The following is a 13,744-nucleotide window of genomic DNA, read 5'->3' on the forward strand; positions in this document are numbered from 1 at the left end:
TCAGCTCTGCAAAATGGAAGACACCAGCAACTGGGTGTAGGGATGCTGCGGGTCGTCGAGGATCTGGTCGGTCAGGCCGCTTTCGACCACCTCGCCGCCGCGCATCACCAGGGTGCGGTGCGCCAGCAGGCGCGCCACCGCCAGGTCGTGCGTCACCACGATCGCGGCCAGGCCCAGGTCGGTCACCAGCTGGCGCAGCAGGTCCAGCAGGCGCGCCTGCACCGACACGTCGAGCGACGCGGTCGGCTCGTCCATGAACACCAGGCGCGGATGGGTCACCAGATTGCGGGCGATCTGCAGGCGCTGCTGCATGCCGCCGGAGAACGAGGCCGGCGCGTCGTCCAGGCGGCCGGCGTCGATCTCCATCTTTTGCAGCCAGCTGCCCGCGGCCTGGCGCAACTCGCCGTAGTGGCGGTCGCCCACCGCCATCAGGCGCTCGGCGATGTTGGCGCCGGCGCTGACCTGCATGCGCAGGCCGTCGCGGGCGTTCTGGCGCACGAAGCCCCAGTCGGTGCGGGCCAGCAGCCGCAGGCGCGCGCCGGACAGCGCGGCCAGGTCGGTGAAGCCCTGGTCGCGGGTGTCGTACCAGACGCTGCCGGCGTCGGGCGCGGTCTGGTACGACACGGCCGACAGCAGCGTGCTCTTGCCGGAACCGGATTCGCCCACCACGCACAGCACCTCGCCGGGGAACAGGTCGAAACTGACGTTGCGGCAACCGTGCACGCCGTCCCAGGTGCGCGTCATGCCGCGCACGGAAAGCAAGGGTTGGGCGTTCATGCGGTGGCTTCCTTTTCGGCTTGCGCGGCCTGGCGGTCGTTGCAGTATTCGGTATCGGAGCAGACGAAGCGGCGCGTGCCGGCGTCGTCCAGGATGATCTCGTCCAGGAAGCTGTCGCGCGAGCCGCACAGGTCGCAGCATTCCGACCACTTCTCCACGGTGAAGGGATGGTCCTCGAAGTCCAGGCTCTTGACCCGGGTGTACGGCGGCACCGCATAGACCCGCTTCTCGCGGCCCGCGCCGAACAGCATCAGCGCCGGGCTGTTGTCGAGCTTGGGGTTGTCGAACTTCGGGATCGGCGACGGCCGCATCATGTAGCGGTCGTTGACGATCACGGGATAGTCGTAGGTGGTGGCGATGTGGCCGTGCTGGGCGATGTCCTCGTACAGCTTGACGTGCATGCCGCCGTATTCGGCCAGCGCGTGCATGGTGCGGGTCTCGGTCTCGCTCGGTTCGAGCCAGCGCAGCGGCTCGGGGATCGGCACCTGGAACACCATGATCTGGTCGGCCCGCAGCGGCGTTTCCGGAATGCGGTGGCGCGTCTGCACGATGCTGGCGTCGCGGGTCGATTCGGTGGTGGCCACGCCGGTCACGCGGCCGAAGAAGCGGCGGATGTTGATGGCGTTGGTGGTGTCGTCCGAGCCCTGGTCGATCACCTTGAGCACGTCGCCCGGGCCGATGATCGACGCGGTCACCTGGATGCCGCCCGTGCCCCAGCCGTAGGGCAGCGGCATCTCGCGGCTGCCGAACGGCACCTGGTAGCCGGGAATCGCCACCGCCTTGAGCAGCGCGCGGCGCAGCATGCGCTTGGTGGACTCGTCGAGGTAGGCGAAGTTGTAGTGGTCGTCGCGTTCGACCGCGGCGCCGGGAGTATGGGAAGTTTTCATGGGGCAACGGCCTCGTCCAGCTGGCGGGTGGTCTCGGGGGCCGGCGCGGCGCGTTCGGCGCGCAGGCGGCGCAGCAGTTCCAGGTTGGCCTGGAAGTCCACGTAGTGCGGCAGCTTCAAGTGCTGCACGAAGCCGGAGGCCTCGACGTTGTCGCTGTGGTACAGCACGAACTCATGGTCGTTGGCCGGCGCATCGGCGCGTTCACCCAGGTCGCGCGCCTTCAGGGCGCGGTCCACCAGCGCCATCGACATGGCCTTGCGTTCGCCGTAGCCGAAGGTCAGGCCATAGCCGCGGGTGAACTTGGGGCCTTCCTCGGCATTGCCGGAGAACTGGCTCACCATCTGGCATTCGGTGATCTCGATCTCGCCCACCGTCACGGCGAAACCCAGTTCCTCGATGTGCATCTCGACTTCCAGGGAGCCGTAGCGGATCTCGGCGGCGAACGGATGCGTGTTGCCGTAGCCGCGCTGCGTGGAATAGCCCATCGACAAGAGAAAGCCTTCGTCGGCGCGCGCCAGGTTCTGCAGGCGCGCCGCGCGCGAGGCCGGGAAGTCCAGCGGCTGGCGCGTCAGATCGAAGGGCTCGGGATCGCCTTCGGGCACCGGCTCGGCGTCGATCAGGTCGTCGTGCGCCAGCAGGTCCGTCACGCGCGGCATGGCGCTGTCCAGCGGCTCGCCAGCCGCCGGCAGGGCGTCGGCCTCGCGCTCGGCTTCCAGCGAGAAGTCCAGCAGGCGCTGGGTGTAGTCGTAGGTCGGCCCCAGAATCTGCCCGCCCGGCACGTCCTTGAAGGTCGACGAGATGCGGCGTTGCAGGCGCATGGCGCCGGTGTCGATGGGCTGGGTGTAGCCATAGCGCGACAGCGTGGTGCGATAGGCGCGCAGCAGGAACACCGCCTCGATCACGTCGCCGGCGGCCTGTTTCAGCGCCAGCGCCGCCAGTTGCGGATCGTAGAGCGAGCCTTCCGCCATCACGCGCGACACCGCCAGCGGCAACTGTTCGCGGATCTGGTCCAGGCTCAGTTCGGGCAAGGCCCGGTCGCCGCGCCGGTAGTCGTCCAGCATGCGGTAGGAATTGAGGATGGCGCGTTCGCCACCTTTGACGGCCACGTACATGTCAGCTCTCCACGCGCGTGCTGCGGGGCAGCGCGCACAGTTGCCGTCCGTGCGTCAGGAACACGTCGACGCCCAGCGGGAAACGTTGATGGTTGATGCGCCAGTCGCGCCAGAAGCCTTCCGGCAGGCCGGCGGCGCGCAGCGCCTGGCGGCCCTGGATGCCGGGACCGGCCAGCGAAACCTCGGGGCCGGCGTCCAGCGATGCGACCTCGATCAGCAGCGTGGTGGACAGGTCCGGATAGGCCGGGTCGCCCGGGTGGCAGGACGCCAGCGTCGGCGCCGCGCTACCGGCCGGCACCACGGCAAAGCGCGCCAGCGAGGCCGACGGCACCACCGGGCAGGCGCAATGGAAGCGCAGGAAGTCCAGCACGCCGGCGTCCAGGCCCTGCGGCAGCCAAAGCGGCGTGTCCACGTCCACCAGCGTCAGCAACAGCGCGGTCAGCGCCGGCGACAGGCCGGCCGGCACGCCGCAGGTGGCGGCCACGTCGTACACGCGGCCCGGATGCGCCATGGCATCGAGCGCGGTGCGGAAGGTGGTCTGCGCATCGTTCACCGGATCCGCGAAGCCCGGCAGCAGCCGGCGGCTGGCGGCCGCGGCGCCAAGAAGTTCTTGATGCATGTCAGTCCTCGCCTCGCACCATCGTGAAAAATTCGACCTTGGTCTGCGCCGCCACGCGCGCCTGGCGCTCGATGCGCTCGGCGCGTTCGCGCGCCAGCGGCTGGATCAGCTGCGCCTGCACCGTGTCGTGCCAGTCGGGCAGTTGCAGCAGCGCGTCGGCCACCGCGGCCTGCTCGGCATGGCGCAACGAGCGGCCCTGCACGTAGGCGATGCCGACCACGCCGTTGTCCAGGCTGACGGCGCAGCGTGTCACCGTCATTTCACCCAGGTTGAAACGCGCCCCGGTGCCGCCGCTGCGGGCCCGCACCATGGCCATGCCGGTCTGCGCCGGGCGCAGCATCTGGTGCGGCGGCAGCCCGCCGAGCGAGCCGAAGGCCCCTTCCAGCATGGCCGGATCGGCCAGCGCCAACACCCGCATCCAGGCGGTCCGTTGCGCCTGGATTCCGCCCTGCGCTGTTTGTGGATGGTCCATTATTTCCTCTAAACGTCTAGACGACTGGATGGAGTATGATCGCGTTCAGAAGCAAGTTCAACAGCCTGGCGTGAATTTTTGATGACAGTTGCGGCAGGGACGCATCGCCTATCCCCCGCCCGCCGCTTGGTGCACAATCACAGCCATTCCTGATGAAGCTGATATGACAGCACGAGCACATTCCATGGTCGAAAGAGGTTCCGGCATCGCCGTGTGGCGACAGATTGGCGAGTCCCTGGCGGACGACATCCGCAACAAGCTGTACACGGCGGGCGAACAACTGCCCTCCGAACCGGAACTGGCCGCCAAGTTCTCCGTCAACCGCCACACCATCCGGCGCGCCATGGGCGAACTGGAACAGAGCGGACTGGTGCGCATCGAGCAGGGCCGCGGCACCTTCGTGCAGGAACACGCCATCGACTACGCCATCGGCAAGCGCACGCGCTTTTCCGAGAACCTGCGCAGCCAGGGCATGCTGGGCCACCTCGAAGCGCTGGGCAGCCAGACGCTGCGCGCGGCCGAGATCGCCAAGCACCTGGGCCTGGCGCGCAACGCCCCGCTGCTGCGGGTGCAGATGGTCGGCAAGGCCGAGAACCGCCCCATCAGCGCCTCGGAACACTACTTCGACGAAAAGCGCTTCCCCGATTTCATCGAGCGCATGAACACCCTGCGCTCGGTGTCCAAGGTCTACGCCCATTACGGCATCGGCGACTACACCCGCAAGTGGTCGCGCATCACCGCCACCCTGCCGTCGCCGGAGGTGGCGCGCATCCTGGGCCAACCCAAGACACGCCCGATCCTGCAGGTGGAAGCCCTGAACGTCGACCAGGCCGGCGCGCCGCTGCAATACAGCATCACCCGCTTCGTGGGCGACCTGGTGCAACTCATGGTGGCGGACGACAGTTGAGCGCGGCTGCGGCCGCTTTCCGGCGGCCGCGCGGGCGGCACGGCGATTTCATTCATCTAGACATCTGGTTGTAATGCAACACCGCTAACTTCCCTTCATGAACCAAGCACACGCCCCCTCGCCCCTGGCCGGTGTCACAGGCCAACGTATCCTGACCCCGCGCGGCATCGAGCACGCCAGCCTGCGATTCCACGCCGGACTGATCGACGACGCCGGCGGCACGCCCGCGCGCGGCGCGGCCTGGTTCGACGCCGGCGACCTGCTGGTGCTGCCCGGCATCGTCGACCTGCACGGCGATGCCTTCGAGCGCGCCATCATGCCGCGCCCCAGCGTCACCTTCCCCTACGACGGCGCGCTGTTCGACGTCGACCGCCAGTTGCTGGCCAACGGCATCACCACCGAATTCCACGGCGTCACGCTGTCGTGGGAAGGCGGCCTGCGCGGCGAGGCCTACGCCGAGCGCATGTTCGCCGCGCTCGAACGCATGCGGCACCTCATGGGCGCGCGCCACTACGTGCATCTGCGCTTCGAGACCCACCACGTCGGCGGCGTCGAGACCGCCCAGCAATGGATCCGCGACGGCCGCGTGCGCTTCGTCGCCCTCAATGACCACCTGCCCAGCATGGCGCGCCGCCTGGGCGACGACCGCAAGCTGCTGCAATACGCCGACCGCGCCGAATGCGACCTGGACACCTTCCAGGAGCGCATCCGCCGCGCCATGGGCGCGGCCGACTCGGTGGCCGACGCCATGCGCGAGCTGACCGCCAGCGCGCAGGCGGCCGGACTGCGGGTCGCCTCGCACGACGATCCCGACGCCGCCACCCGCCGCTACTACCACCAACTGGGTTGCGGCGTGGCGGAATTCCCGCTGACGCGCGACGCCGCCAGCGTGGCCCGCGACCTGGGCAACTCGGTGGTGTTCGGCGCGCCCAACGTGGTGCGCGGCGGCAGCCACACCAACGCCCCCAGCGCCACCGAAATGGTCCGCGCCGGGTTGTGCGACATCCTGACCTCCGACTATTACTACCCCGCGCCGCTGGCGGCGGCGCTGCGCCTGGTGAACGACGGCGTGCTGCCGCTGGAGCAGGCCTGGAACCTGGTGTCGCTGAACCCGGCGCGCGCCGCCGGCCTGCAGGATCGCGGCATGCTGGCGCCCGGCCTGATCGCCGACGCCATCGTGGTCGACGACCAGGTGCCCGGACTGCCGCGCGTCTGCGCCGCCATCGTCGGCGGCGAGCTGCGCTACGCCACCCGCGCCTTCGGCGACGACCGCCACCAGCGCATGGCGGCCTGACCATGCCGTCGGCCCACCGCTACGCGCTGTATCTCGCCCCCACCGGCCCCTGGCGTGAGCTGGGCAGCCGCTGGCTGGGCCGTTGCGCCGACACCGGCGCGGCCCTGCCGCCGCTGCCCGGCCAGCCCGAGGCCGCGCGCGACTGGACCGCGGCGCCGCGCCATTACGGCCTGCACGCCACGCTGAAGCCGCCCTTCCGGCTGCGCGCCGGCGCCACGCCGCGGGATGTGGACGCCGCCGCGCGCCGCCTCGCCGCCGGCGACAGCGCCTTCGGCATCCAGCTCGAATGCGAGCCGCTGCGCGGCTTCCTGGCCTGGCGCATCGCATCTTCCGACGCCGACGGCCGCGCCCGCATCAACGCCCTGGCCGCCGCCGCCGTGCGCGGCCTGGACGACCTGCGCGCCGCGCCCGGCGCCGACGAACTGGCCCGGCGCCAGGCGCATGCGCTATCGCCCAAACAGCAGGCCATGCTGGCGCGCTGGGGCTACCCCTACGTGTTCGATACCTTCACCTTCCACATCACGCTGACCGGCAAGCTCGACGGCGAAGCGCTGGAACAGGCCCGGGCAGGCATCGCCGCCTTCGCCGACCCATTGCGCGGCCAGCCCATGCCGGTGCCCGGCGTGAGCGTGTATGTACAGCCGGAAGCGGGCGCCGACTTCATCACGGCGCGCCACTACCGCTTCGACGGCGGCCACGTCGACGCGGCGGGCGCGGCCTACCTGGAAGGACCGGCCGCGGCATGAACCCGCCCGTTCCCGCCAGCGGCGAACGCCTGGTCTACCTGATGGGCGCGTCCGGCAGCGGCAAGGACACCCTGCTGCGGCTGCTGCGCGCCGGCCTGCGCGGCGACGAACCGGTGCTGGTGGCGCACCGCTACATCACCCGCGACAGCGGCGCCAGCGAGGACGCGCTGCGCCTGAGCGTCGATGAATTCGCGCGCCGCGCCGCGCTGGGCTGCTTCGCCCTGCGCTGGGCCAGCCACGGCCTGCATTACGGCATCGGCATCGAGGTCGATACCTGGCTGGACGGCGGCGCGGCCGTCATCGTCAACGGCTCGCGCGCCCACCTGGCCGAAGCGCATCGGCGCTATCCGGCGCTGACGGCGGTGGAGATCACCGTCGATCCCGCGCGGCTAGCGCAGCGGCTGGCGGCGCGCGGCCGCGAATCCCCCGAACAGATCAGCCAGCGCCTGTTGCGCGCCGCGCAGGACTTCCCCGTCCCCGACGGTTGCCGCCTGCTGCGCGTCGCCAACAACGGCGCGCCGGAAGCCGCGGCCGCCGAATTGCTGGATATCGCCCGCGGCCGCCTCATCGCATAGACCGCGCGGAGCGCCAGGCAGCCCGGACGCGGCCACACGCCTCAAGCCCGCGGCCGCGCATCCTGGCCAAGGTCCGCGCACAACTCCAGCAGGATGTCCGAAAAGCGTTCCTCGGCCGCCAGCGCCTGCGCGCGCCGGCGGCGGATCAGGTTGATGGGCGGCAGCTCCCAACCGAAATCCCACGGCACCATGCCGAGCTTGCCGCGCTGGCACAGCTCGCGCGCGATGTCTTCCGGCACCACCGACACCAGCGCGGGGTTGGCGCTGAGCATGCCTTCGATCACGTCGGTGGAATAGGCCTCCAGCACCGGCGATGGCGAGCGCAGGCCGGCGCGGATGAAGTGTTCGACGATCAATTGCCGCGTCGGCGTGTTCACCGCCGGCAGCACCCAGTCCATCCCCGCCAGTTGCGCCCAGTCCGGCGCCCGCCGCGCCAGGCGCTGCGCCAGGCGGCTGTGCGCGATCACGCGCGGCCGCTGCCGGTACAGCACCCGATGGTCCAGGTCATCTTGCGCCACCGTCGACGTGGCGCGGCTGATGACGCAGTCGAGTTCGTGCCGCCGCAGCATCGGCACCAGGTGATCGGTCGTCGCCCGGTGCAGCGTCAGGGTGACGCCATGGCGCTGGTGCAGCCGGCCAATGGCCGCGGTCAGCAGCGCGCTCGATACATACGGCACCACGCCCACGTGCAGGTGGGCGGCCCTGCCATCGTGCAGCGCCTCGACCTCGCGCGCCCACAGGTCCAGGTCGCTCTGCATGCGCCGGGCGCGCACCAGCGCCAGCTCGCCCAGCGGCGTGGGCTGCATGCCGCGCCCGGTGCGCAGGAACAGCGGCGCGCCGAAAATGGCCTCCAGCTCGGCCAGCGCCTTGGTGGCGGCCGGCTGGCTGATGCCGGTGGCCGCTGCCACGCGCGTCAGCGTGCCGTGGCGGGCGATGTTTTCCAGCAGCACCAGGTGGCGTTGACGCAGGCGGTTGGCAAGTCGGGCGGCATCCCAGGTCACGGGCGCATTCCTATAACTGATTGGTTATTCAATTATGCCAACAATGGCTTCCTGAGTTATTTCAGGCTCCTATACTGCGACGAAACCCATCCTTGCCCGTACCATCCATGTCCACCTTCACCACCCGTCCGGAAATCCGCGGCACCTTCGGCGTCGTCTCGTCCACCCACTGGCTGGCCTCGCAGGTCGCCATGGGCGTGCTGGAGCGCGGCGGCAATGCCTTCGACGCCGCGGTGGCCGGCGGCTTCACGCTGCAGATCGTCGAGCCGCACCTGAACGGCCCCGGCGGCGAAGTGCCGATCCTGCTGTGGAGCGAACGGGAGAGCCGCATGCGCGCCCTGTGTGGCCAGGGACCGGCGCCGGCGCTGGCGACGCCCGCCTACTTTCGCGGACTGGGCGTGGACCTGGTGCCCGGCATCGGCCTGCTGCCCGCCACCGTGCCCGGCGCGTTCGGCGCCTGGCTGACCCTGCTGCGCGACTACGGCACCTGGGAACTGGCCGACGTACTGCGCCCGGCCATCGACTACGCCCGCAACGGTTTTCCGCTGGTGCCGCGCATCTCGCAGGCCATCCTGGCGGTGCAGGCCCTGTTCCGCGACGAATGGACCAGCTCGGCCGCCGTCTGGCTGCCCGACGGCAAAGTGCCCGCGCCCGGCGCGCTGCTGCGCACGCCGGCCATCGCCGCCACCTACACCCGCATCCTGGACGAGGCGCACGCGGCGGCAACCGACCGCAATGGCCGCATCGATGCCGCGCTGGCCATCTGGTACCGCGGTTTCGTGGCCGACGAGATAGACGCCTACTACACCCATGAAGCGGTGCGCGACACCACCGGCCAGCGCAATCGCGGCCTGCTGCGCAAGGCCGACCTGGCCGACTGGCGCGCCCGCTACGACGATCCCGTCACGCAGCAATACGGCCGCTACACCGTGGCCAAGTGCGGCGTGTGGTCGCAAGGCCCGGTGCACCTGCAACAGCTGGCGCTGCTGCGCCACCTGGAGATGGACGGCCTGGACCCGGCCTCGCCGCAGTTCGTGCACCGCGTGGCCGAAGCCGCCAAGCTGGCCTTCGCCGACCGCGCCGCCTGGTACGGCGATCCCGATTTCGTCGACGTGCCGTTGGCCGCATTGTTGAGCGACGACTACGCCCGGGCGCGCGCCAGCGGCATCGGCCCCCGCGCCGCCGCCACGCTGCAACCCGGCTCTCCCGCGGGCCGGGCGCCGCGCCTGCCCGACCTGGAGGCCGCCGCCCGCACGCTGGCTGCCTCGGACACGCGCTTCGGCGTGGGCGAGCCGACCTTCGCGGCGCTGCCACCGGTGGCGGAATGGGCCGCGCGCGAGATCTTCGTCGGCGATACCTGCCAGATCGACGTCATCGACCGCGACGGCAACATGGTCGCGGCCACGCCGTCCGGCGGTTGGCTGTCGTCCAGCCCGGTGGTGCCGGCGCTGGGCTTCCCGCTGACCACGCGATTGCAGATGACCTGGCTGGACGACGGCGTGCCCGGCCAGCTGCAACCCGGCAAGCGGCCCTGCACCACGTTGTCGCCGGGCCTGGTGTTGCGCGACGGCCAACCCTACATGGCCTTCGGCACGCCCGGCGGCGACCAGCAGGACCAGTGGACGGTGGCCTTCTTCCTGCGCCATGCCATGGGCCTGAACCTGCAGGAGGCGATCGATGCGCCGTCCTGGCACATCGATCATTTCCCGGGCTCGTTCTGGCCGCGCGCGCTGACGCTGAACCGCCTGACGGTCGAGGGCCGCCTGCCCGAAGCCACGCAACAAGCGCTGCGCGAGGCCGGCCACGAGTTGCGTGTCGGCCCCGACTGGTCCGAAGGCCGCATCAGCGCTTGCACCCGCGAGCCCGCGGCCGGCGGCGGCCTGCTGCTGCGCGCCGCCGCCAACCCGCGCGGCATGCAGGGCTACGCGGTCGGCCGATGAACCGATTTTCCATCCAGCCGGCGTACAGACCGGCCACATCACAAGGGGTAAACACCATGAAGACCATCCGACGACTGTTGCGCGCCTGCGCCCTGACCCTGGCCTGCGCCGCGCCCGTGCTGGCGCACGCCGCCTGGCCCGAAAAGCCGATCACGCTGATCGTGCCGTGGGCCGCCGGCGGCTCCACCGACATCCTGGCGCGCGTGCTGTCCGAAGGCCTGACGCAATCGCTCGGCCAGCCCGTCATCGTCGAGAACCGCTCGGGCGCCTCGGGCAACATCGGCAGCACTTTCGTCGCGCGTGCCAAGCCCGACGGCTACACGCTGCTGGTCGGCTCGATGAGCACCCACACCATGAACCAGGCGCTCTACGGCAACATGCCGTTCGACGGCGTCAAGGACTTCACGCCGATCGCCGAACTGGCGCTGGTCACCAACACCATGGTGGTGCATCCCTCGGTGCCGGCCGCCAACGTCAAGGAATTCATCGACTACGTCAAGGCCAACCCCGACAAGGTGGCCTACGCCTCGGCCGGCCAGGGCTCGACCAACCACCTGAGCGCCGCGCTGTTCGAGAAGGCCGCGGGCGTGAAGATGATGCACATTCCCTACCGCGGCGGCGCGCCGGCGGTGCTGGACACGGTGGCCGGCCGCACCCAGGTGCTGTTCAGCGCCGGCACGCAGACCCTGCCGCATGTGCAGACCGGCAAGCTCAAGCTGCTGGCCGTCACCGAAGAACAGCGTTCGCCGCTGCTGCCCGAGGCGCCGACCGTGGCCGAGACCCTGCCCGGCTACGAACTGTCGGTCTGGTACGGCGCCTTCGGCCCGGCCGGCATGCCGCCGGAACTGACGACGCGGCTGAACCAGGAGATCAACAAGATTCTCAAGCGGCCCGACGTCGTCAAGAAGATGGGCGACATGGGCGTGCTGCTGCTGGACACCACGCCGGAGCAGTTCGGCCAGGTGCTGGCGCGCGATGCCGACAAGTACGGCAAGCTCATCAAGGAACTGGGAATCACCGCCGAATGAGCATCACGTCCGACACCGTCGAGCGCCTCGCGCAAGCCTATGACGCGGCCTCGGCCCCGGCGGCCTTCGCCGCGCTCGACGCGCACGCCCACGCCACGCTGGGGCACACGCTCTGCACCATCAACCGCCATGACGCCGAACGCATGCGGGTGGTGCGGCTGTACAGTTCGAACCCCACCGCCTATCCGCCCGGCGGCAGCAAGGACAAGCGCGGCACCGCCTGGGGCCGCCACGTCCTGCTCGAACGCCAGGTCTTCATCGGCGAGGGCAGCGACGCGATCCGCGAGTTCTTCGACGATCACGACGCCATCCAGGCGCTCGGCCTGCGCTCGGTGATCAACGTGCCGGTGGTGTTCGACGGCGCCTGCCTGGGCACCGTCAACTTCCTGATGCCGCGCGCGGCGCTGGCGCCAGCCGACATCGCCGCCGCCCGGCTGGCGGGACTGCTGGCTCTGCCCGCCTTCCTGGCGCTCACGCCGGCCGACTGAGCCAAAGGGGCGCGCCGCGGCGCGCCCGTGGTTCAGATCAACGCGCGGCGGATGCGGGCCGACGCCATGTCGATCACGACCACGAAGCCGACGATGATGATCATCACCGCGCAGGTTTCGGCATAGCGGAAGCTGCGGATGATTTCCCACAGCACCGTGCCGATGCCGCCAGCGCCGACGATGCCCACCACCGAGGCCGAGCGCACGTTCGACTCGAAGCGGTACAGCGAATACGAAATCCACAGCGGCAGCACCTGCGGGATCACGCCATAGACGATCTCTTCGAGCGCGTTGGCGCCGGTGGCGCGCACGCCCTCGACCGGGCGCGGGTCGATGGCCTCGACCGCCTCGGAAAACAACTTGGCCAGCACGCCGGTGGTGTGCACCCACAGCGCCAGCACGCCGGCGAAGGGCCCCAGGCCCACCGCCACGATGAACAGCATCGCGAACACCATTTCATTGATGGCGCGGCTGGCGTCCATCAGGCGCCGCATCGGTTGGTAGACCCAGGCCGGCACCATGTTCGACGAACACAGCAGCCCCAGCGGCACGGCCACCACGATCGCCAGGAACGTGCCCCACACCGCGATCTGCACCGTCACGATCATCTCGTCCAGGTACATGCGCCAGTCGCGGAAATTGGGCGGAAAGAAGTCGGCCGCGAACTGGGCCATGTTGCCCGAGTCCCGCAACAGGTCCAGCGGCCGCATGTCGGCGCCGCGCCAGGACATCACCAGCAGCGCCAGCACGAAGGCCCATACGAGCAGGACCGGCAGCGACGAGCGCGGCGCGGCGGGGGAACGGGAAGAAGGCACGGCCAGGGTCATGGGGATTCCGGAATAGAAAAATCGGATGGACGCGGCGCCGGCGCTTGACGGGCAAGCGCCGGCGCCGCGTGGCATCGTTACTGCTTGGCGGTCGGCTGGCCCAGGCTGGCCAGCTTGGCGTCCAGCTCGGCCAGCTGCTTCTGCTTCTCGGCCTGGCCGATGGTGGCATCGGCCTCGATCTTGGCCTTTTCACGCGCCAGTTCGATCTGGCGGATCGGCACCAACTGCTGGTTGTCCGAGGCGCGGAAGCCCTGGTAGGTCAGCGCCTTCAGGTTGGCCATCTCGCGCGCGGCGTCCTTGCCCTTGCCGTAGTTGACGAAGAAGTCGCGGATCTTGGCCTTCATGTCGGCCGGCAGGTCGGTGCGCATGACCAGCGGATCGGCCGGGATCAGCGGCGACTTCCACAGGATGCGCACGCTGTCGTTGGCGTCCTTGCCGGTGCTCAGGCGATAGCGCTCCAGCGCCTCGGTGTTGTTGACGGCCACGTCGACCTGCTTGTTGATCACCGACAGCAGGTTGGTCTCGTGGTTGCTGACGCGCACGGCCTTGAAGAAGGTCTTGGGCTCGATCTTGTTGGCGGCCCACAGGTAGTAGCCGGGCACGGCGGTGCCCGAGGTCGAGTTGGGATCGCCGGCGCCGTAGGTCAGCTGGCCGCGGCGCTTGAGCAGGTCGTCCAGGCTCTTGATGTCGCTGTCCTTGTTGACGATCAGCAGCGACCAGTAGCCCGGGTTGCCGTCCTTGTCGATCACCGAGGCGAACACTTCGCCGCTGGCGCGGTCCACGGCTTCGATCGCCGACTTGTTGCCGTACCAGGCCAGTTGCACCTTGTTGAAGCGCATGCCTTCGATGATGCCGGCGTAGTCGGAAGCGAAGAACGGCTTGACCGGCACGCCGATGGCGCGGCTCAGGTCGTCGATGACGGGCTGCCACACCGACTTCAGGTTGGTCGACGACTCCGTCGAAATGATGCCGAAGTTCAACGGCTTGGCCTCTTGCGCATGGACTTGCGTGGACAAGGCGGCAGCGGCGATCAGGGCAACAAAGGTTCTGCGTAGCATGGAAAGCTCCGGG

The 13,744-nt window shown here is 69.7% G+C and carries 15 protein-coding genes; 7 read left to right on the top strand and 8 right to left on the bottom strand.

The genetic code is table 11. From position 1 onward, the window contains the following. Genes phnK through phnG form a run of 5 tightly spaced genes read right to left on the bottom strand, consistent with a single transcriptional unit; the run spans position 1 to position 3,867 of the window. The gene (phnK, locus tag ACUTAG_RS07785) at positions 1 to 777 is read right to left on the bottom strand and encodes a phosphonate C-P lyase system protein PhnK (RefSeq protein WP_006385564.1); all 777 of its coding nucleotides are present in this window, start codon (positions 775 to 777) and stop codon (positions 1 to 3) included. Next, positions 774 to 1,664: an alpha-D-ribose 1-methylphosphonate 5-phosphate C-P-lyase PhnJ gene (locus ACUTAG_RS07790; RefSeq protein ID WP_024070138.1), complete on the bottom strand. Its 891-nt coding sequence runs from the start codon at positions 1,662 to 1,664 to the stop codon at positions 774 to 776. Before ACUTAG_RS07790 ends, phnK begins: the two co-directional genes overlap by 4 nt. Next, positions 1,661 to 2,776, bottom strand: a complete 1,116-nt coding sequence (locus ACUTAG_RS07795) for a carbon-phosphorus lyase complex subunit PhnI (RefSeq protein ID WP_070541613.1) — start codon at positions 2,774 to 2,776, stop codon at positions 1,661 to 1,663. The genes ACUTAG_RS07790 and ACUTAG_RS07795 overlap by 4 nt, the downstream gene beginning before the upstream one ends. A gap of 1 nt (position 2,777) precedes the next feature. Further along, a complete protein-coding gene (gene phnH, locus ACUTAG_RS07800; protein WP_024070139.1) occupies positions 2,778 to 3,395 on the bottom strand; it encodes a phosphonate C-P lyase system protein PhnH in 618 nt (205 codons plus the stop codon). Between the two features lies 1 nt (position 3,396). Continuing rightward, positions 3,397 to 3,867 carry a phosphonate C-P lyase system protein PhnG gene (gene phnG, locus ACUTAG_RS07805; protein ID WP_054438527.1) on the bottom strand — a complete coding sequence of 157 codons (471 nt, stop codon included), beginning with the start codon at positions 3,865 to 3,867 and terminating at the stop codon, positions 3,397 to 3,399. Between the two features lie 184 nt (positions 3,868 to 4,051). On the opposite strand from phnG, the gene phnF reads away from it, so the two are divergent. The 4 genes from phnF (at position 4,052) to phnN (ending at position 7,389) form a co-directional block, all read left to right on the top strand. Further along, entirely contained in the window at positions 4,052 to 4,774 is a 723-nt protein-coding gene (phnF, locus tag ACUTAG_RS07810; RefSeq protein ID WP_006385569.1) for a phosphonate metabolism transcriptional regulator PhnF, read from the top strand. Positions 4,775 to 4,871: 97 nt separating this feature from the next. Beyond that, positions 4,872 to 6,068, top strand: coding sequence for an alpha-D-ribose 1-methylphosphonate 5-triphosphate diphosphatase (locus ACUTAG_RS07815; RefSeq protein ID WP_020926717.1), 1,197 nt, complete (start codon positions 4,872 to 4,874; stop codon positions 6,066 to 6,068). Between the two features lie 2 nt (positions 6,069 to 6,070). After that, the gene (locus ACUTAG_RS07820) at positions 6,071 to 6,814 is read left to right on the top strand and encodes a DUF1045 domain-containing protein (protein ID WP_148319226.1); all 744 of its coding nucleotides are present in this window, start codon (positions 6,071 to 6,073) and stop codon (positions 6,812 to 6,814) included. Beyond that, positions 6,811 to 7,389 (top strand): phosphonate metabolism protein/1,5-bisphosphokinase (PRPP-forming) PhnN, encoded by a 579-nt coding sequence (gene phnN / locus ACUTAG_RS07825; protein WP_006385572.1) that lies wholly within the window; start codon positions 6,811 to 6,813, stop codon positions 7,387 to 7,389. Before ACUTAG_RS07820 ends, phnN begins: the two co-directional genes overlap by 4 nt. A 41-nt stretch (positions 7,390 to 7,430) precedes the next feature. Here phnN and ACUTAG_RS07830 read toward each other — a convergent pair whose 3' ends face one another. Continuing rightward, the gene (locus ACUTAG_RS07830; protein ID WP_070539957.1) at positions 7,431 to 8,390 is read right to left on the bottom strand and encodes a LysR family transcriptional regulator; all 960 of its coding nucleotides are present in this window, start codon (positions 8,388 to 8,390) and stop codon (positions 7,431 to 7,433) included. A 107-nt stretch (positions 8,391 to 8,497) separates the two neighbouring features. Here ACUTAG_RS07830 and ACUTAG_RS07835 point away from each other — a divergent pair, with 107 nt between their 5' ends. The 3 genes from ACUTAG_RS07835 to ACUTAG_RS07845 are packed head-to-tail and all read left to right on the top strand — an operon-like array spanning position 8,498 to position 11,846. Next, positions 8,498 to 10,330, top strand: coding sequence for a gamma-glutamyltransferase family protein (locus ACUTAG_RS07835; RefSeq protein WP_054442910.1), 1,833 nt, complete (start codon positions 8,498 to 8,500; stop codon positions 10,328 to 10,330). A 56-nt stretch (positions 10,331 to 10,386) separates the two neighbouring features. Further along, a complete protein-coding gene (locus tag ACUTAG_RS07840; RefSeq protein ID WP_006385576.1) occupies positions 10,387 to 11,358 on the top strand; it encodes a Bug family tripartite tricarboxylate transporter substrate binding protein in 972 nt (323 codons plus the stop codon). Beyond that, positions 11,355 to 11,846, top strand: a complete 492-nt coding sequence (locus ACUTAG_RS07845; protein ID WP_006385577.1) for a GAF domain-containing protein — start codon at positions 11,355 to 11,357, stop codon at positions 11,844 to 11,846. The genes ACUTAG_RS07840 and ACUTAG_RS07845 overlap by 4 nt, the downstream gene beginning before the upstream one ends. 32 nt (positions 11,847 to 11,878) lie before the next feature. Here ACUTAG_RS07845 and phnE read toward each other — a convergent pair whose 3' ends face one another. Further along, positions 11,879 to 12,673 (bottom strand): phosphonate ABC transporter, permease protein PhnE, encoded by a 795-nt coding sequence (gene phnE, locus ACUTAG_RS07850; protein WP_070539952.1) that lies wholly within the window; start codon positions 12,671 to 12,673, stop codon positions 11,879 to 11,881. A 77-nt stretch (positions 12,674 to 12,750) separates the two neighbouring features. Further along, a complete protein-coding gene (phnD, locus tag ACUTAG_RS07855; protein ID WP_006385579.1) occupies positions 12,751 to 13,731 on the bottom strand; it encodes a phosphonate ABC transporter substrate-binding protein in 981 nt (326 codons plus the stop codon). Positions 13,732 to 13,744: the final 13 nt, after the last annotated feature.

This window comes from Achromobacter sp. CSND-B12 (genome assembly GCF_052906545.1).

Bases quoted from the DNA above. Each gene is read 5' to 3' on its own strand.
- phnK (WP_006385564.1), bottom strand. From the start codon at position 777: ATGAACGCCCAACCCTTGCTTTCCGTGCGCGGCATGACGCGCACCTGG.
- ACUTAG_RS07790 (WP_024070138.1), bottom strand. From the start codon at position 1,664: ATGAAAACTTCCCATACTCCCGGCGCCGCGGTCGAACGCGACGACCAC.
- ACUTAG_RS07795 (WP_070541613.1), bottom strand. From the start codon at position 2,776: ATGTACGTGGCCGTCAAAGGTGGCGAACGCGCCATCCTCAATTCCTAC.
- phnH (WP_024070139.1), bottom strand. From the start codon at position 3,395: ATGCATCAAGAACTTCTTGGCGCCGCGGCCGCCAGCCGCCGGCTGCTG.
- phnG (WP_054438527.1), bottom strand. From the start codon at position 3,867: ATGGACCATCCACAAACAGCGCAGGGCGGAATCCAGGCGCAACGGACC.
- phnF (WP_006385569.1), top strand. From the start codon at position 4,052: ATGGTCGAAAGAGGTTCCGGCATCGCCGTGTGGCGACAGATTGGCGAG.
- ACUTAG_RS07815 (WP_020926717.1), top strand. From the start codon at position 4,872: ATGAACCAAGCACACGCCCCCTCGCCCCTGGCCGGTGTCACAGGCCAA.
- ACUTAG_RS07820 (WP_148319226.1), top strand. From the start codon at position 6,071: ATGCCGTCGGCCCACCGCTACGCGCTGTATCTCGCCCCCACCGGCCCC.
- phnN (WP_006385572.1), top strand. From the start codon at position 6,811: ATGAACCCGCCCGTTCCCGCCAGCGGCGAACGCCTGGTCTACCTGATG.
- ACUTAG_RS07835 (WP_054442910.1), top strand. From the start codon at position 8,498: ATGTCCACCTTCACCACCCGTCCGGAAATCCGCGGCACCTTCGGCGTC.
- ACUTAG_RS07840 (WP_006385576.1), top strand. From the start codon at position 10,387: ATGAAGACCATCCGACGACTGTTGCGCGCCTGCGCCCTGACCCTGGCC.
- ACUTAG_RS07845 (WP_006385577.1), top strand. From the start codon at position 11,355: ATGAGCATCACGTCCGACACCGTCGAGCGCCTCGCGCAAGCCTATGAC.
- phnE (WP_070539952.1), bottom strand. From the start codon at position 12,673: ATGACCCTGGCCGTGCCTTCTTCCCGTTCCCCCGCCGCGCCGCGCTCG.
- phnD (WP_006385579.1), bottom strand. From the start codon at position 13,731: ATGCTACGCAGAACCTTTGTTGCCCTGATCGCCGCTGCCGCCTTGTCC.